Here is a 16163-nt window from a genome sequence, read left to right on the forward strand (position 1 = left end):
TGGACCGGGGGTACCCTGAATGAAACGGAATCTGATGTGTGTCGCAGTGATCGCGGCAACACTATGCGGTAGCATTGCCTCTGCAGACATGGGGCTGGATGCGCTTTTCAAACAGGAGCAGTCAACGCTTCAGGCCGCGCCAAAGGAGCGTATGCTACGCTTTTTGGGTGGAAAACGCCAAAGCCGAACCAAAGAAGTCACGCAGGTCGAGTACACGCGGGCCTTCTTGGATAGCCGACCCGAAGCGTCTGGCGGCAGTGAGTTTGCGTGCCTTGCCGAAGCGCTGTACTTTGAGGCGCGGGGCGAGACCGTCAAAGGTCAATTCGCGGTCGCTGAGGTGATCCGCAATCGGGTCAAGAGCTCACAATTCCCCAATACGTTCTGTGGCGTGATCAATCAGGGCACAGGTCGCAAATATCAGTGCCAGTTCACCTATACCTGTGATGGTCAAAAGGAAGTAATCCGCGAGCCACGCGCGTTTGAACGTGTCGCCAAGGTGGCGCGGCTGATCCTAGACGGGGTGAACCCGAAACTCACGCAGGGTGCCACCTACTATCACACCACAGCGGTAAAACCGCGTTGGTCGCGCAAGTTTACCAAGACCGCGCGTATTGGCGTGCATCTTTTCTACCGTGACGAGCGTTTCCGCACGGCGGCAAAATAAGCGACGCGATTTTCCCCGCCAGAGATCGCCAGACGCCGCTTTCCGGCTCTGGCACGGCGGGTCTGAGCCTGTTATCTGGCCTGAACGGACCTAAGACTGTGACTCCTGACACAGCCTCCTTCCTGTTCTAAGCCAGCCGAGGGCCACACCATGAGTTCCGATATCCACCTCGCCTTCGCGCATCCCTCAGAGCGGTCCGCCGCGACGGCACGTCCGGGGCCGCTGGATCGGATTTCCCTGCGCGATCATATCGTCGAGGTTGAAATCGGCGCATTTCAGCAAGAGCGCGGCACCACGCAGCGGGTCTGTTTCAATGTGGTGGTAGAGATTGCGCCGCTGCCTGCGGATCTGGACGACGACGTCGATCGCATCCTGTCCTATGACAAGGTGACAGAGGCTATTGCCCATGAGCTTGCCCGCGAACGTCTGGCGCTGTTGGAAACCCTCGCCGAGCGGGTTGCGGAACGTATCCTGTGGGAGCCGCAGGCGGTGCGCGCGTTTGTGCGTATCGAAAAATTGGACCGAGGTCCCGGCAAACTCGGCGTGGAGATCGTGCGTTCCTCGGATCAGGTGTCGCATGAGACAGAAGAGGACATCAAACCACACCCTCGGCTGATGTTCCTGTCCAATACCGCAATCGACAGTGACAATCTGACCGGCTGGATCGACCAGATGGAATGCCGCGAACGGCCACTGATCCTCTGTGTGGGGGCGCATGAGCTGGCGTTGCCGCAAACCGGGCATAAATGGACCCAGCGCCGCATTGATTTGCTGGCAATTGAGCAAAATGCATGGCGCTTGGCTGCTAGGGATGAACGCTGCAAAGTGGTGGAAACACGCACAGAGCTCGACTGGGCGATGAAGAATGGCCAGATTTGCGTCTGGGCGCCGTCCAAGATTGTTCTGGATGCGGTCGAGGGGCCAAGCGAGCCGCCGTCGAATGCGGTTGCACTTGCGGCGTGGTTCGCTTCTACTTTCGAAGCAGAAGAAATGATCGTGATCGGCGCGGAGCTCCCGGACAACCCCGGTGTGCCCCTGCGCGCCCATGCTGAGGAGCAACATAACCTGTGAGTTACTACCGCCCCCTGGTTCGTCATGGAGATGCGCGCCCCGAGGGCGCTATTCATCTTGCCGGCAGCGCGCTTTGGTTCACTGAGGTCGAAGTTTTAGATCGTTTGGCCCCGCCCCGTATCGTGCCGGCGGGTCTATTGCCAGAAGAGGTCCGGTTCCGTCTGATGAGCCGCCGCGCCGCAATTGCCGGGCTCGATATGACCCATCCGCATATCATGGGCATTCTCAACGTCACTCCGGACAGTTTTTCTGACGGCGGTCAGCATGACGAGCTGACCTCAGCGCGCGACGCGGCTTTGCAGATGGTATCAGACGGGGCCTCGATTATTGATGTGGGGGGGGAAAGCACCCGCCCCGGCGCGGCTGAGGTCGAAGAGCTGGAAGAGATCACCCGCACCGCGCCAGTGATCGCCGCGATCCGCGAGGCAAGCGAGGTGGCGATTTCCATAGATACCCGCAAAGCGACTGTGGGGATGGAAGCATTGGAGGCGGGCGCGTCGCTGATCAATGACGTGTCGGGCTTTACCTTCGATGCCGCGTTGGCGCCGCTGGCGGCACAGGCTGGGGTGCCGGTCTGCGTGATGCATGCACAAGGGGATCCGCAAACCATGCAGGAAAACCCGCATTACGAAAATGTGGTGCTCGACGTCTATGATTTCCTTGCCGCACAGGTGGACCAACTGGAGGCCATCGGTGTTTTGCGTGAACAGATTGTCATTGATCCGGGCATCGGGTTTGGCAAGAGCGAGGCGCATAACTTGGCGCTTCTGCGCAATTTGAGCCTGTTTCACGGTATTGGCTGTCCGATCCTTCTGGGGGTCTCGCGCAAGGGATTCATTGGCGCGATTGGCAAAGAACCGCAAGCTGCACGGCGTGCGCCGGGTTCTATTGCCGTAGGACTTGCGGGATTTGCCCAAGGCGTGCAATTGCTACGGGTGCATGATGTGGCGGAAACGGCGCAGGCGCTGCGCCTGTGGCAAGCCACGAGATAACGAGATTACGGCAGCTGTTGGACCCTCCGGCGGTGCGCCGGACAGAGGAGCAGCTTTGATGCGCAAACTCTTTGGAACCGATGGGGTGCGTGGCAAGGCCAATCTGCATCCCATGACTGCCGAGATGGCGCTGCGTATTGGAGCAGCTGTCGGTCGGTATTTTCGCCGTGAAACAGATACCGTGCACCGGGTGGTGATCGGTAAGGACACACGGCTGTCTGGCTATATGTTTGAAAACGCGCTGACGGCGGGGCTGACCTCGACGGGGATGAACGTGCTGCTCCTGGGGCCGGTGCCAACACCTGCGGTGGGGCTGATGACGCGTTCGATGCGTGCAGATCTGGGTGTGATGATTTCCGCCAGCCACAATCCGGCCGAAGACAATGGCATCAAATTCTTTGGCCCCGATGGCTACAAGCTCTCCGATGAGGTGGAACTGGAGCTGGAAGCGCTGATCGAGGCGGGGGTTGAGCCTGCACAGTCCCACAATATCGGTCGCGCAAAACGGATTGATGATGCCCGTTTTCGCTATGGAGAGCGGGTAAAGAGCTCTTTGCCACGCGATATGCGTCTGGACGGGTTGAAGGTGGTGATCGATTGCGCCAATGGCGCGGCCCATCGAGCTGCTCCGGAAATACTGTGGGAACTGGGCGCGGATGTGATCCCGGTAGGTGTGTCGCCGGACGGCAAGAACATCAACCGCGGCTGCGGCTCTACCAAGCCCGCTGTCGCCGCAGAAACCGTGGTGGCGCATGGTGCCCATGTGGGGATCTGCCTTGATGGCGATGCGGACCGGGTGGTGGTGATCGATGAGACCGGCACCGTTGCTGATGGCGATCAGCTGATGGCGCTTTTGGCGTCCGCATGGGCTGAGGACGGGCGGTTGAGCGGCGGTGCGCTGGTGGCAACGGTGATGTCCAACCTCGGTCTGGAACGGTTCCTGAATGATCGTGGCATCGGCCTTGAGCGCACAGGGGTCGGTGACCGCTATGTGGTGGAGCGAATGCGGCAGGGCGGCTTTAACCTCGGTGGTGAGCAATCCGGCCACATCGTGATGAGCGACTATGCCACAACCGGCGACGGGCTGATGGCGGGGCTGCATTTCCTTGCCGAGATGGTGCGCCGGGAGCAGAAAGCCTCTGAGTTGGCACAGCAGTTTGAACCGGTGCCGCAGTTGTTGAAAAATGTACGCTTTGAGGCGGGGCAGGTACCGTTAGAGGTGGATGCGGTGCAGGATGCGATTGCGCAGGCGGAAGGGCAGCTCAATGGGCATGGGCGTCTCTTGATCCGAAAATCCGGCACTGAGCCGCTGATCCGAGTGATGGCAGAGAGTGAGGATCCAGACCTCCTGAACCGCGCGGTGGATGATGTGGTCGCTGCTGTGGAGGCGGCGACGAGTTGAGGTTTTTCCGCCCGGGTGTCCGGGCGGACCCGCGCGCCGAGCCTTTGACTCGGCGCGCGAGAGGGGGCGCTGCCCCCTCGGGCGAAGCCCTCACCCCCGGGATATTTTTGAAAAGCTGAACAAGTGGGAATTTTGCCTTAGTGCCTGAGCCTCAGGTCAGGCCAAACAGGCGTTTCAAGGCGCCGTATTGGCTGAGTGCTACTCCTGCGAGGATCAGGCCCAAGGCCCACAAAAGCGTGCCCGGCAGGGCTTCGCTGAGGAACACCGCACCAAAGAAAACGGCGCAGACAGGGACCAGATAATTGGTGAGGCTCATGAAGGTTGGTCCTGCACCGCGAATGACCAAGACGCGCAACAGGTTTGCTCCGGCGGTTGGGATCAGACCTAAAATTGCCAACCACATCCAGGTTTCTGACGAGATGACGGGTGGCGGGCCTTCGACCATCCATGCGGCGGGGATGATGCCAAAGGTGCCGATCAAGAGCAGCACTGCGGCAAGGCCAACGGAGTCGACCTCTGGCAAGCGGCGCATGGATATGGATGACACCGCGTAGCAGGCGGCAGCGGTCAGGCAGGTAAGGCGACCGGCCCACTCCAGATCGGAGCCGTTGCTTTCAAAGGCTTGTCCACCGATCAGCAAAGCGACCCCGAAGAAGCCGATGACCACACCGATCAGGCGGCGCAGGGTCAGGGGTTCTGAGGCGAAGAAATGCGCCAGCGGCAGAACCATCAGCGGGATGGCCGACATGCTGACCCCAGCAAAACCGGAGGTCACATGCTGCAAGCCCCAGCTGATCAGGATGAACGGCAGCGTGGAGCTCAAGACGCCAATGAAGATAACAATCCACCAGTTTGGGCGGTCTTTAAACAGTTGAAATCCGCGCAGGCCCCAGATCGCGGTCAGCAACAGCGCCGCAAAGCCGATCCGCCCGGACGCGAGCCAAAACGGGGTGATCCCGCGCAGTGCCAGTTCGACCACCATGAAGGTCCCGCCCCAAGTGAGACCTAAGGCGGCCACCATGGCCCAGTAACGGGGGGCGATTTCCGGCATGATTTTCTCCTGACAATGTGCACGGGCTGAACTCGGGTGCCGTGCGGGCAGATGACCTCTGGTGCGAGGAAAGGTCAATGAGGCATGCTTCGTTCCAGAACGAAGCGTGTCACACCGTGAAAAAGGCGCCCCGGTGTCCCGAGGCGCCCTGCAGAGGTCCGGGCTGCGGAGTCTTAGCTCCGCAAACGGGGTCCTTAGTTTTTGGACTTGTCGACCATCTTGCCGGCAGAGATCCAAGGCATCATTTCACGCAGTTTGGCGCCGGTGGCCTCGATCGCGTGCTCGTCGTTGGCACGACGGGACGCTTTGATGGTCGGCTGACCCACGGCGTTTTCCAGCATGAAGTCGCGCACGAATTTACCCTGCTGAATGTCGGCGAGGACTTCCTTCATACGGGCTTTGGTTTCGTCGTACTTCAGGATGCGCGGGCCGGTGACATACTGGCCGTACTCGGCGGTGTTGGAGATGGAGTAATCCATGTTGGCGATGCCGCCTTCGTAGATCAGGTCCACGATCAGCTTCACTTCGTGCAGGCACTCGAAATAGGCCATTTCCGGCGCGTAGCCTGCCTCAACGAGGGTTTCAAACCCGCAGCGGATCAGTTCAACCAGACCGCCACAGAGAACCGCCTGCTCGCCGAATAGGTCGGTTTCGCATTCTTCGCGGAAGTTGGTCTCGATGATGCCGGAGCGACCGCCACCGATGGCGGAGCAGTATGACAGCGCGGTTTCGAGTGCGGAGCCGGATGCGTCATTGTGAACGGCCACAAGGCAGGGCACACCGCCGCCTTTGGTGTATTCGCCGCGCACGGTGTGGCCGGGGCCTTTGGGGGCCATCATGATGACGTCAACGCCTTCTTTCGGCTCAATGAGGCCAAAGTGCACGTTCAGGCCGTGGGCGAATGCAATCGCCGCACCCGGCTTGATGTTGTCGTGGACGTATTTCTTGTAGGTTTCGGCCTGAAGCTCGTCGGGCATGGTGAACATGATGACGTCACACCAGGCAGCCGCTTCGGCGATGCCCATCACTTGCAGGCCTTCGGCTTCGGCTTTTTTGGCAGAAGGAGAGCCTTCGCGCAGTGCGATCACGAGGTTCTTTGCGCCAGAGTCACGCAGGTTCAGCGCGTGCGCGTGACCTTGCGAGCCATAGCCGAGGATGGCGACTTTCTTTTCCTTGATGAGGTTCACGTCGCAGTCGCGGTCGTAGTACACACGCATCGGATCAATCCTTTGACCTGAGTTTCTATCTGTCAGCGAGCATAGGCGGCAGAGCGGGTGATGCGAGAGCGATTCGTGTATGAATTCACCAATTTTCGCGGTATCTATTCGTGATAATGTAGACTATCGTAGCAATCATGCTTGATGACCTCGACAGGCGCATATTGCGCAATCTTCAGGAGGACCCGATCCAATCGCTGCCGGATCTGGCAGATCGGCTGGGACTCACCGCCTCGCGCCTGTCGCGCAGGCTGGAGAAGTTACGTGAGGGTGGTGTCGTAAAGGGCACGCGGGCGGTCATCGACTGGCAGGCCTTAGGCTACGCGGTTGAGGTCTCACTGCGGGTGACGCTTGATAAGACCAACCCACGCGCTTTTGATGAATTCATCCCCGCCGCGCGCGAAATCCCGGAGGTGCTGGAGATCCAAACCTTCCTCGGGCAGGTTGATGTGCGCCTCAGCGTGATTGCGCGCGATATGGCCCACTATCAGGCGCTGTATCGGGATCGCATCCTGCAACTGCCGAATATCACCGATATTGAGGCACTGATGCATGTGGCGCGGATCACCACACGGACGGCGCTGCCGCTATGATAGAATTGGATGAAATTGATCTGGCACTCCTGCGGGCCCTGTCGGAGGACGCAACCCAGACCGCAGGCGCACTTGGTCGCGCGCTTGGCCTCAGCCAGCCCGCCACATGGCGACGGATCAAGCGACTGGAGGAGGCAGGGATTCTGTCGCATCGGGTGCTAGATCTCGATCTGGAGAAACTGGGGTTCGGCGTCACCGTTTTTGTCGGCGTCAAACTGGCCACCAAAGGGCGTGTCAGCCTTGATGACTTTGAGCGCGCGGTCTCGGCCATCCCGGAGGTGCAGACGGTGGAGCATGTGCTGGGGTTTTACGACTATCGCCTGCGGGTGGTGGCCCGCGACATTGCCGATTTCGAACGCGTCCTGCGGCGGCGGATCATGACATTGCCGGGGGCGGGCAATGTGGACGCCAATGTGCTCCTGTCCGAAGAACGCCGCCCCGGCCCCTTGGGCTGATGCGCATTTAACGGCTTTTACGACAAGAGCTGTAGCCACGTGGCGCTTGAGCCAGAGGGGCGGCTCTGCCATGACAGAGACAACCGGCCTCAGCCGACCCTATTGCAGCAAGGAGATTTCTCATGGCCCTCTTGGATGCAGTCGACCCTGATGGTCTGGATGAGTTCTCGGTGGTGTTCACCGACCGGTCCCTCAATCACATGTCAAAGGAGTTCCAGCGGGTGATGCTGGACATCAACGCCATGCTGAAAGAGGTCTACAAGGCAGATGCGACCGCGCTGGTGCCTGGTGGTGGGACCTATGCGATGGAAGCGGTCGCGCGCCAGTTTGCCCGCAATCAGGACACGCTGGTGGTGCGCAATGGCTGGTTCTCCTATCGCTGGAGCCAGATTTTTGAAACAGGCGGCCTGACCAAATCCGCCAGTGTCATGAAGGCGCGCCAGACCGGCAATACCGCGCAATCGCCCTTTGCTCCGGCCCCCATTGATGAGGTCGTTAAGGCGATCCGCGACCAAAAACCCGCCATCGTCTTTGCGCCCCATGTGGAAACTGCGGCCGGTGTGATCCTGCCGGATGACTACGTGACTCAAATGGCGGAGGCCGCCCATGAGGTCGGCGCGCTGATGGTGCTGGACTGCATCGCCTCTGGCTGCGCGTGGGTCGATATGAAGGCCACCGGTGTCGATGTGTTGATTTCCGCTCCGCAAAAAGGCTGGAGCGCGTCGCCGTCTGCGGGGCTGGTGATGCTCTCCAAACGCGCGCTTGCGAGACTGGACGAGACCACCTCCGACAGTTTCGCCCTCGATCTCAAGAAATGGCGCGCGATCATGCAAGCCTATGAGGACGGCGGCCACGCTTATCACGCCACCATGCCCACAGATGCGCTGCGCATGTTCCGTGATACTATGGCGGAGACCAAAGAATATGGTTTCAAACGCTTGCGCGAGGCGCAGTGGAAACTGGGCAATGGCGTGCGTGAAATGCTCGCGAAAAAAGGCGTCACCTCCGTGGCGGCCGAAGGCTTTGGCGCGCCGGGCGTGGTTGTCAGCTACACCGACGATCCGCAGATCCAGAATGGCAAGAAATTCGCCGACCAAGGCATGCAGATCGCCGCGGGCGTGCCGCTCGCGGTCGATGAGCCTGAGGGGTTCATGACCTTCCGCCTTGGCCTCTTTGGTCTTGATAAGCTCTATGACGTCAACGGCACGCTGTCGCGGCTGAAAACCGTGCTCGACCAAGTGCTCTGACACCGCTTCATCTTTTCAAAGATACCTCCGCCGGAGGCACGGGTCTGTCCCACAGGACAGGCCCGTTTTCTATCGCACGCCAAGTCCCATCTGCATCAGCATCTTGCGCACCTGCGGCAGGGAATAAAGCGCGTTTAGCCCACCGGCCCGCAAATCCCGGAGCGGACGGGCCTCGATCATCGACGCGCGATTCAGCAGATCAATACCGCTGACCCGTAATTTGATGTCGCTGTGACGGGCTTTCTCATAGGCATCCAGCATCGCCTGATCGCCCAGCCCCTCGGGGCGCGCCTCCACCAGATCCATCAGCACCCGCAAATCTGCCAGCGACATATTGAGCCCCTGTGCCCCAATGGGTGGCACCACATGTGCCGCTTCGGCCATCAATGCCAGACGCTCGCCCACCAGCTGTTCGGCGCGCTGGCTGATGATGGGCCAAAGGGTGCGGCGCGAGGCCAGTTTCAGCGACCCCAGAACCCCGCAGGAGCGGGTGTTCATCTCGCCTTCAAATGCGGCTTCATCAAGGGCTGCGAGCCGGTCGGCGTTGGCATTTGTTTCCATCCAGACAATCGCCGACGAGGGCCGCCCGTCCAGATCCGGCAGGGGCACCAGCGTAAAGGGGCCACCGGTGCGGTGAATTTCGGTCGACACGTTTTCATGCGGCAGATCATGGGTCACCGCAAAGGCCAGCGCCTTTTGTCCGTAACGGGTGGTCTGCACCTCGATCCCTGCCGCCTCGCGCATGGGGGACGCGCGCCCATCACAGGCCAGCACCAGTTTGCACCGCACACGCGCGCCGTCACTCAGGGTCACACGGGCCTCTCCCGTACGGGTGAACAGGCTTTGGGTGCCAACGCCGGGGCGAAATTCCGCATTGGCCAACTCGTTGATGCGCGACAGCATTTCGCGGCGCAACAGCCAGTTGGGCAGGTTCCAGCCAAAGGGCAATTCGGAAATCTCTTCGGCATTGAACTCTCGCACCACACGCGGTTCAGGTTCAGCACCGCCCGCGTCAATAATGCGCATAATCTGCAAAGGTGCGGCATAAGGGGCCAACCGCGCCCAGAGGCCAGCATCCTCCAGCAGTGATTTTGCCGGTTGCAGAAACGCCGTGGTGCGCAGGTCCGCGCCCGCATCCTCGCGCGCGGTCACAGGGGCCGTCGGGTCCACGCAGATCACGGAAAATCCGCGCGCTGCAAATGTCGCCGCAGCGGTCAGCCCGGCAATGCCGCCCCCGGAAATCAGGATGTCACATGTCTCGCTCATCACCTCGGCCCCGCGCTGTTGCTATGAGGGGAGACATAGGGCGCGGGGCGGGCGAATGACAAGCGGCTCTGTGCCGCAGGGGGATCAGCCGCGCGAAATCAGGATCAATATGATCCACATCACCGGCACCAGAGCGAGTGCAGGTAAATAGAGGCCGGGCAGGCCAAACAGCATGATGGAAATACCCCAGAGGCTGATGAATGTGGCAATCGCGTAGTAGATGTTGCCCTCATCGCCATAGCTCACCTCTTTCCAGATGCGGCCCAGCACGGGCACACGAAAGATAATGCGCTCAAAGGTCGTGAGCTTCGGCGGCAGGGTGTAGGCGGTCATGTCAGGCTCCGTCATGTCGTGTCGCCCTGCGATATAGGGCGCAAAACATGACTAAAACATGTGCATTTTGGTCGCTGCGACAGGCTACCGCAGGTGGCCCAGAAATTCCGTCAGATCCATGGTGTGATGATGGATGTGATCGCCCTCAAAGACCTCGGGTGCCACATGCACCGTGCGCATGCCCATCGCATGCGGCGCGGTCAAATTGCGCGGGTCATCCTCAAACATCGCCGCCTTGGCGGTCTCGACGCCGGCTTGCGCAAACACCCGTTCAAAGGCGCTGCGCTCTGGTTTGGGGCGATAATCTGCGTGCTCAACGCCGTAGATGCCGTCAAACAGCCCCGAGAGCCCCCGCGCGGCCAGAACACGCTCCGCATAAGGGGCAGAGCCATTGGTGTAGACGATTTTGCGCCCCGGCAAGGCTTTGATATGGCCTGCCAACATCTGATCGGGCTCCAGATGGTCGAGCGAAATATCATGTACCGCCACCAAAAACGGCTCGGGGTCGATACTGTGTTCCTGCATCAACCCCGCCAGCGTAGTGCCGTGGTTGCGCCAATAATCGCCGCGCAGCTTATCGGCGGCCCCATGATCGATCCCGAGCGTGTCCATCACATAAGTGATCATCTTCGCCTCGATCTGGTCAAACAGTCGGGCCGAAGGGTGATAGAGCGTATTGTCGAGATCGAACACCCAATGTTCGACATGAGAGAAGGATTGCTTGACCATAATCCGAGACCTAGGCGCTATGTCTCGGATTCGCAATGGATTAGCATGAGGCGCATTCCGCCTCAGACTTGATCGCAGCGCTGGCAAAGCGTAGAAAGTTGCGGTGCAATGGAGGGCAAAGCGCCGATGAGCCAGACGAAGAACAGCACCCAGAAAGACGCCTATGGGCTGATCCTCGACGCCATCGACGTTGGAATGTTCAAACCCGGCGACCGTCTGGTGGAGAACGATCTGGCCGATCGATTTGGCGTGTCGCGCACCCCTATTCGCGAGGCATTGCAACGGCTTGAAACCCAGAGCTTGCTGGAACGCGATGGCCGTTCGCTGATTGTGGCCTCCCTCGATCACAACCAGATGGCCGAGCTTTATGTGGTACGGCGCGAGCTAGAAGGGCTGGCTGCGGCGCTGGCTGCGCGCCATGCCACCGATGAGGAAGTGCAGGTTCTGCGCGATATGGTCGCGGCAGATGATGCGCTGGTCGACAAACCGGTAGAGCTTGCCAAGGCAAACCGGCGGTTTCATCAGCAAATCCATCTGGCCTCACATAACCGCTATCTGGTGCAGCAGCTGGATTTGGTGCATCGCTCAATGGCGTTGATGGCCACCACGTCACTGGCAGCCGAAGGGCGCGGGCGTATTGCGCAAGACGAGCATAAGGCAATCGTCGCAGCCATCGCCAACCGGGATGAGGCTGCGGCGGGGCAAGCGTTGAAGGATCATATCTCGGTCGCCTTCACCACGCGCCTTAAGCAGGACGCAGGTGCGCGCGGCGGCTGATTTACTCCTCCGCCGTGCCGCCGTGATCACCGTGAGCGGTCTTGTCCCAAAAGAACGGAGCGGCAAAAACCTCCCACAGGGCTTTGTAGGCGGCAAAACAGCCAAGCGCAAAATAGAGTGGCATCAACGGGGCGCAAAAGGCCAGCAACGGGCGGCCTGATGCGCGTGCACCGCTGATCCAGATGCAAAAGTTAAGCACCTCAAAGACCACAAGCGCCCCGGCGGTGACGTGCAGCGCTCCGGGCGGCAGCGCACCCTCTAGCGGATGTGGCAGGCCCAGTGCCACCAGCCAGAAACTCCACAACACCGGGGCCAATAGAAATTGTCCCAAAGTGCCGAGGAAGAACGCCTGAACGCCCAAAAAACGCCACCAGCCGATGTCGCGCAGCAGCTGCTTGGGCGCGCGCATATGCACCAGATAGGTCATCATAAACCCCTTGAGCCAACGTGAACGTTGCTTGATCCATGGGGTGATGCGGCTGTTGGCTTCTTCATAGGTGGTCGTGGGCAGCATTTCTGTGCGATAGCCTGCGCGGGCAAGGCGCACGCCAAGATCGGCGTCCTCGGTGACATTATGTGCATCCCACGCGCCGAGGTTCTCGAGGGCATCGCGTCGGATGAACAGGGTGGTCCCGCCCAACGGAACCACCAGCCCCAGCCGCGCGATGCCTTGTAACAGCACCCGAAACCAGCCCGCATATTCGAGCGTAAAGCAACGCGAGATCAGATTGCGGGTGGGGTTATAGAAATCCAGAACCCCTTGGAAACAGGCCACTTCGGGTGGTGCGTGGGAAAACGCCTGCGCGGCGATTTCCAGTTGGTCTGGTTCTGGTGCATCTTCTGCATCCCAAATGCCGATGATCTCGCCATGACAGAAGTTCAGCGCGTAGTTCATCGCCCGAGGTTTGGTGGTAAGAGAGCCCTCACCCGGCACCTCAACCACCCGAAACCAGTCGGGAAGATCAGCGCACTTCACGGCGTTGCGCGTGACCTCATCACTTTCTTCCAGCACCAAGAGCACCTCCATGCGGGCACGCGGGTAGGTGAGGCGACACAGGCGGCGCAACAGATGTTTGCCAATTTCCGCCTCGCGATAAAGCGGCACCAGCATGGAGATCATCGGGGCGGCGTTCTGGGGCTCAATCTTGGGCTGGTTTGCGCGTCTGGCCGCCAGCAGACCGGTGATCCTGAGGGTTGTGAACAATACCAAGGTCAACAACGCACCAAAGGCCAGAAAAGCGATAACGACCTGCGGAACCAGTAATGCGAACAGCACAAACAGCGCCGCAATCGCAAACGCTGGGGCGCGGGCTGCTTGATAGTCAAACGTCCGGCAGCTGAGAGCAGGGGAGACGCTGTTTGACGCCGCTTGTGTCATCTTTTGCCGAAACACCTGAAGCAGGGTTGCCTCAATCTCTGCCGCGGGGGTCGGTATGGGAACTAGGTCGTGAAAATTCCCCGCAAGCTCTTGTTTTAATTCCGGCAACCCCGTGGGGTCAGCCATCAGGATCAGGGCGGTATGCCCCAAGGTTTCCAATGGCACCGCCTGATGTCGCAACCAAAAGGCAGGAGGACGCAGAGCAAGAATATCCTGATCGGGGCGCTCAGTGCCGATCCGCTGCAACTGAGCCGCGCGGCGAGTGTTTTCAAGCCGCGCGATATTTTCCAAATGCTGCTGGTGGAGATTGCCCAGATCCAAGGAAGACGGCGGATCACGCAAACTGCCCGGTCGCGCCGACCGGCGATAGAGCACGCGGCTGCTCCGGTGCAGGTCCATCTGGTTCTTGCCCATAGCTTATAGCTAACAGAGCTGTGGCCAGCGTCTAAGTTAAACACCCGCAACAGATGGGAAAGTCACCGTAAAAGAAACCGCCCGGCTGCAGCGGCAACCGGGCGGTTTTGAACTGTGCTGTGGCCGCTGATCAGGCCTTGCGCGCCGCCATTGCTTCCGCAAAACGTTCAAACAGGTAAAAGCTGTCTTGCGGGCCGGGGCTGGCTTCGGGGTGGTGCTGGACGGAATAAACCGGGCGATCCTTCATGCGGATGCCGCAGTTGGAGCCATCAAACAACGAGATATGCGTCTCTTCCACACCCTCGGGCAGGGTTTGTGCATCGACCGCAAAGCCGTGGTTCATCGAGGTGATCTCAACCTTGCCGGTGCCGTGTTCCTTGACCGGATGGTTGGCCCCGTGGTGACCGTGGTTCATCTTGGTGGTCTTTGCGCCCAATGCCAGTGCAAGCATCTGGTGACCAAGACAAATCCCAAAGACCGGCAGGTCAGTTTTATCAAGGATGTCCTTGATCATCGGCACCGCATATTCACCGGTTGCTGCCGGGTCGCCGGGACCGTTGGAGAGGAACACACCATCGGGATTATGTGCCAGGACCTCTGCAGAGGTCGCCGTGGCAGGCAGCACGGTGACGTCACATCCGGCGGACGCAAGGCAGCGCAGAATGTTGCGTTTTGCTCCATAGTCGATGGCGACCACCTTGTGCTTTGGATCCTCCTGACGGCTGTAGCCATCGGGCCAGGCCCACCGCATCTCGTCCCAGCGGTAGGATTGCGCGCAGGTCACGTCCTTGGCGAGATCCATGCCCTCAAGGCCGGGCCATGCACGCGCAGCGGCGACCAGCGCTTCGAGGTCAAAATTCCCGTCCGGGTTATGCTCCATCGCCACATGCGGTGCGCCTTGCTGGCGGATCGCACGGGTCAGACGGCGGGTATCGACGCCGCCAATGGCAATGCGGCCGGTGCGGGTGAGCCAGGACTTGAGTTCTTCGGTGGCGCGCCAGTTCGAGGCCAGCGTCGGATCCCATTTCACGACCATTCCCGCGGCGACGGGGTCGGCGGTTTCGTCATCCTCGGGGGTGACGCCAGTGTTGCCGATGTGGGGGAAGGTGAAGGTGACGACCTGACCCGCATAGGAGGGGTCGGTCATGATTTCCTGATAGCCGGTCATTGCGGTGTTAAAGCACAGCTCGGCCACGCATCGCCCGGTGGCGCCGAACCCGTGTCCGTAGAACACGGTGCCATCTGCAAGGGCCAGGCAGGCGGTTGGCTTCGGCGAAACGGTTTCGACCATGACTCGACTCTCCATGCGGGCAAAATTCGCGCATCAATAAGTCTCGCATAGCGTGGGGTCAAGCACAGATAAGCCGATAACGGGCCTGCGTCGCGTGCAATCCCGAGAGCTTGAATGTTACCGTGGATTTGATTAATACTGCCTCTTCTTGTTCCACATGGACGAAGAGAACACATGGATACGCGAACTCGGGTCAACGAGGCCCTCAAGCAGGCAATGAAGGATAAGGCGATGGAACGCCTTTGCACTCTGCGTCTGATCAATGCTGCCATCAAGGACCGTGAAATCGCAGCGCGCGGTGACGGCGAAGAGGGCGGCATCGGCGACGAAGATATTCTCGCCATCCTCGGTAAGATGACCAAACAGCGCAAAGAAAGCGTGCGCGCCTATGAGGAGGGCGGAAGGCTCGACCTTGCGGAGCGCGAGATGAATGAGATCGAGATCATCGAAGAGTTTCTGCCAAAGCAGCTCTCGGAGGATGAGGTGTCCAATGCGGTGAAAGCCGCTGTGAATGAGACCGGCGCCGAATCGATTCGCGACATGGGCAAAGTCATGGGCGCGCTGAAGGCCAAATACACCGGCCAAATGGATTTCGGTAAAGTTGGCCCGATGGTCAAAGATCAGCTCTGCTCGGCTGGTGGCTGCTGAGGCCAACGCCCAGAGCGTGACAATCAAGAGATAGATAAACCCCGGTTCGAGACGCGAGCCGGGGTTTTTTGCTGCCGTTTAGTCCTGATGTGACGTGACGGCAGCGCTCTGACGAATGGAATTTCGCAGATCCTCATATAGTGCTTTGCGCTCGTCTTCGGACAGGAAGGCCCCGATCTCCACCTCTCGACCGGCACCGCGCAGGGTTACGTAGTTAGGCACCGGCCCGCGTTCATGGTGCAGGGTGACCTCGGCCCAATGGCGATTGCAACGCCAGCTTTGTGTGTTGCCGCGTCCATCGGAGCGGATCAACTCCGCGTCCTTTGGCCCAAGACGCAGCACCTCCAGCACCTGCGCATTGCGGCGGTTCTGATCGAGGGCGTATTTCATCCCGAATACGGCCAGCGTGAGAAATGGGATCAGCGCCCAGAACAACGGCGTGCCCATCAGTGGCAGCAGCGGCACCGTGATCAACGCAGCCGTCACCCCCAGAAAGCGCACATAGCCTTCGGGTTGGAGCGATTGATGGGGCCACAGGTGCAACTCGCCATCTTGATCGCTGGGGGGACGTGTCCAGTCATAGGGCATGGGGCGCATTTTAGCTCTCATGCGCAGGCTGTCGAGTGAAATGGCCG

The 16163-nt window shown here is 60.0% G+C and carries 17 protein-coding genes; 9 read left to right on the forward strand and 8 right to left on the reverse strand.

Annotated elements, in window-relative coordinates:
- Positions 1–19 precede the first annotated feature (19 nt).
- The 4 genes from K529_RS02335 (at position 20) to glmM (ending at position 4129) form a co-directional block, all read left to right on the forward strand.
- On the forward strand, positions 20–664 hold the full coding sequence (locus K529_RS02335) for a cell wall hydrolase (protein WP_005659184.1): 645 nt from the start codon (positions 20–22) through the stop codon (positions 662–664).
- A 150-nt stretch (positions 665–814) separates the two neighbouring features.
- Positions 815–1735, forward strand: coding sequence for a dihydroneopterin aldolase (locus K529_RS02340; protein ID WP_005659183.1), 921 nt, complete (start codon positions 815–817; stop codon positions 1733–1735).
- The gene (gene folP / locus K529_RS02345) at positions 1732–2727 is read left to right on the forward strand and encodes a dihydropteroate synthase (RefSeq protein WP_005659180.1); all 996 of its coding nucleotides are present in this window, start codon (positions 1732–1734) and stop codon (positions 2725–2727) included. Before K529_RS02340 ends, folP begins: the two co-directional genes overlap by 4 nt.
- Before the next feature lie 58 nt (positions 2728–2785).
- On the forward strand, positions 2786–4129 hold the full coding sequence (gene glmM, locus K529_RS02350; RefSeq protein WP_065317467.1) for a phosphoglucosamine mutase: 1344 nt from the start codon (positions 2786–2788) through the stop codon (positions 4127–4129).
- 151 nt (positions 4130–4280) lie between these two features.
- Here glmM and K529_RS02355 read toward each other — a convergent pair whose 3' ends face one another.
- Positions 4281–5180 (reverse strand): DMT family transporter, encoded by a 900-nt coding sequence (locus K529_RS02355; RefSeq protein ID WP_005632913.1) that lies wholly within the window; start codon positions 5178–5180, stop codon positions 4281–4283.
- A gap of 194 nt (positions 5181–5374) precedes the next feature.
- Positions 5375–6397 (reverse strand): ketol-acid reductoisomerase, encoded by a 1023-nt coding sequence (gene ilvC / locus K529_RS02360; protein ID WP_005632920.1) that lies wholly within the window; start codon positions 6395–6397, stop codon positions 5375–5377.
- A gap of 137 nt (positions 6398–6534) precedes the next feature.
- On the opposite strand from ilvC, the gene K529_RS02365 reads away from it, so the two are divergent.
- The 3 genes from K529_RS02365 (at position 6535) to K529_RS02375 (ending at position 8692) form a co-directional block, all read left to right on the forward strand.
- Entirely contained in the window at positions 6535–6990 is a 456-nt protein-coding gene (locus K529_RS02365; RefSeq protein WP_005632924.1) for an Lrp/AsnC family transcriptional regulator, read from the forward strand.
- On the forward strand, positions 6987–7445 hold the full coding sequence (locus K529_RS02370; RefSeq protein WP_005632927.1) for an Lrp/AsnC family transcriptional regulator: 459 nt from the start codon (positions 6987–6989) through the stop codon (positions 7443–7445). The genes K529_RS02365 and K529_RS02370 overlap by 4 nt, the downstream gene beginning before the upstream one ends.
- Positions 7446–7567: 122 nt before the next feature.
- Entirely contained in the window at positions 7568–8692 is a 1125-nt protein-coding gene (locus K529_RS02375; RefSeq protein ID WP_005632930.1) for an aminotransferase class V-fold PLP-dependent enzyme, read from the forward strand.
- Between the two features lie 69 nt (positions 8693–8761).
- On the opposite strand, the gene K529_RS02380 is transcribed toward K529_RS02375, so the two are convergent.
- From K529_RS02380 to K529_RS02390, 3 genes are all read right to left on the reverse strand, one after another.
- Positions 8762–9958 (reverse strand): UbiH/UbiF family hydroxylase, encoded by a 1197-nt coding sequence (locus tag K529_RS02380; protein ID WP_046002820.1) that lies wholly within the window; start codon positions 9956–9958, stop codon positions 8762–8764.
- 84 nt (positions 9959–10042) lie between these two features.
- Positions 10043–10291: a hypothetical protein gene (locus K529_RS02385; RefSeq protein WP_009176789.1), complete on the reverse strand. Its 249-nt coding sequence runs from the start codon at positions 10289–10291 to the stop codon at positions 10043–10045.
- An 84-nt stretch (positions 10292–10375) separates the two neighbouring features.
- Entirely contained in the window at positions 10376–11020 is a 645-nt protein-coding gene (locus tag K529_RS02390; protein WP_005618657.1) for a pyrimidine 5'-nucleotidase, read from the reverse strand.
- Between the two features lie 126 nt (positions 11021–11146).
- On the opposite strand from K529_RS02390, the gene K529_RS02395 reads away from it, so the two are divergent.
- Complete coding sequence (locus tag K529_RS02395) at positions 11147–11797, forward strand: GntR family transcriptional regulator (RefSeq protein ID WP_193600276.1); 651 nt, start codon at positions 11147–11149, stop codon at positions 11795–11797.
- 1 nt (position 11798) lies between these two features.
- Here K529_RS02395 and K529_RS02400 read toward each other — a convergent pair whose 3' ends face one another.
- Together K529_RS02400 and carA are read right to left on the reverse strand one after the other, a co-directional pair.
- Positions 11799–13589 carry a glycosyltransferase family 2 protein gene (locus tag K529_RS02400; RefSeq protein WP_005618661.1) on the reverse strand — a complete coding sequence of 597 codons (1791 nt, stop codon included), beginning with the start codon at positions 13587–13589 and terminating at the stop codon, positions 11799–11801.
- Between the two features lie 130 nt (positions 13590–13719).
- Complete coding sequence (gene carA, locus K529_RS02405; RefSeq protein ID WP_005618664.1) at positions 13720–14880, reverse strand: glutamine-hydrolyzing carbamoyl-phosphate synthase small subunit; 1161 nt, start codon at positions 14878–14880, stop codon at positions 13720–13722.
- A gap of 174 nt (positions 14881–15054) precedes the next feature.
- Between carA and K529_RS02410 the strand changes: the two genes are divergently transcribed.
- A complete protein-coding gene (locus tag K529_RS02410; protein ID WP_005618666.1) occupies positions 15055–15528 on the forward strand; it encodes a GatB/YqeY domain-containing protein in 474 nt (157 codons plus the stop codon).
- Positions 15529–15606: 78 nt separating this feature from the next.
- Here the strand turns inward: K529_RS02410 and K529_RS02415 are convergent, their stop codons facing one another.
- On the reverse strand, positions 15607–16125 hold the full coding sequence (locus tag K529_RS02415; RefSeq protein ID WP_005618668.1) for a DUF2244 domain-containing protein: 519 nt from the start codon (positions 16123–16125) through the stop codon (positions 15607–15609).
- Positions 16126–16163: the final 38 nt, after the last annotated feature.

Source organism: Tritonibacter mobilis F1926 (assembly GCF_000376545.2).
GTDB lineage: Bacteria > Pseudomonadota > Alphaproteobacteria > Rhodobacterales > Rhodobacteraceae > Epibacterium > Epibacterium mobile.

Bases quoted from the DNA above. Each gene is read 5' to 3' on its own strand.
- K529_RS02335 (WP_005659184.1), top strand. From the start codon at position 20: ATGAAACGGAATCTGATGTGTGTCGCAGTGATCGCGGCAACACTATGC.
- K529_RS02340 (WP_005659183.1), top strand. From the start codon at position 815: ATGAGTTCCGATATCCACCTCGCCTTCGCGCATCCCTCAGAGCGGTCC.
- glmM (WP_065317467.1), top strand. From the start codon at position 2,786: ATGCGCAAACTCTTTGGAACCGATGGGGTGCGTGGCAAGGCCAATCTG.
- K529_RS02355 (WP_005632913.1), bottom strand. From the start codon at position 5,180: ATGCCGGAAATCGCCCCCCGTTACTGGGCCATGGTGGCCGCCTTAGGT.
- ilvC (WP_005632920.1), bottom strand. From the start codon at position 6,397: ATGCGTGTGTACTACGACCGCGACTGCGACGTGAACCTCATCAAGGAA.
- K529_RS02365 (WP_005632924.1), top strand. From the start codon at position 6,535: ATGCTTGATGACCTCGACAGGCGCATATTGCGCAATCTTCAGGAGGAC.
- K529_RS02370 (WP_005632927.1), top strand. From the start codon at position 6,987: ATGATAGAATTGGATGAAATTGATCTGGCACTCCTGCGGGCCCTGTCG.
- K529_RS02375 (WP_005632930.1), top strand. From the start codon at position 7,568: ATGGCCCTCTTGGATGCAGTCGACCCTGATGGTCTGGATGAGTTCTCG.
- K529_RS02380 (WP_046002820.1), bottom strand. From the start codon at position 9,958: ATGAGCGAGACATGTGACATCCTGATTTCCGGGGGCGGCATTGCCGGG.
- K529_RS02385 (WP_009176789.1), bottom strand. From the start codon at position 10,291: ATGACCGCCTACACCCTGCCGCCGAAGCTCACGACCTTTGAGCGCATT.
- K529_RS02390 (WP_005618657.1), bottom strand. From the start codon at position 11,020: ATGGTCAAGCAATCCTTCTCTCATGTCGAACATTGGGTGTTCGATCTC.
- K529_RS02395 (WP_193600276.1), top strand. From the start codon at position 11,147: ATGAGCCAGACGAAGAACAGCACCCAGAAAGACGCCTATGGGCTGATC.
- K529_RS02400 (WP_005618661.1), bottom strand. From the start codon at position 13,589: ATGGGCAAGAACCAGATGGACCTGCACCGGAGCAGCCGCGTGCTCTAT.
- carA (WP_005618664.1), bottom strand. From the start codon at position 14,880: ATGGTCGAAACCGTTTCGCCGAAGCCAACCGCCTGCCTGGCCCTTGCA.
- K529_RS02410 (WP_005618666.1), top strand. From the start codon at position 15,055: ATGGATACGCGAACTCGGGTCAACGAGGCCCTCAAGCAGGCAATGAAG.
- K529_RS02415 (WP_005618668.1), bottom strand. From the start codon at position 16,125: ATGCGCCCCATGCCCTATGACTGGACACGTCCCCCCAGCGATCAAGAT.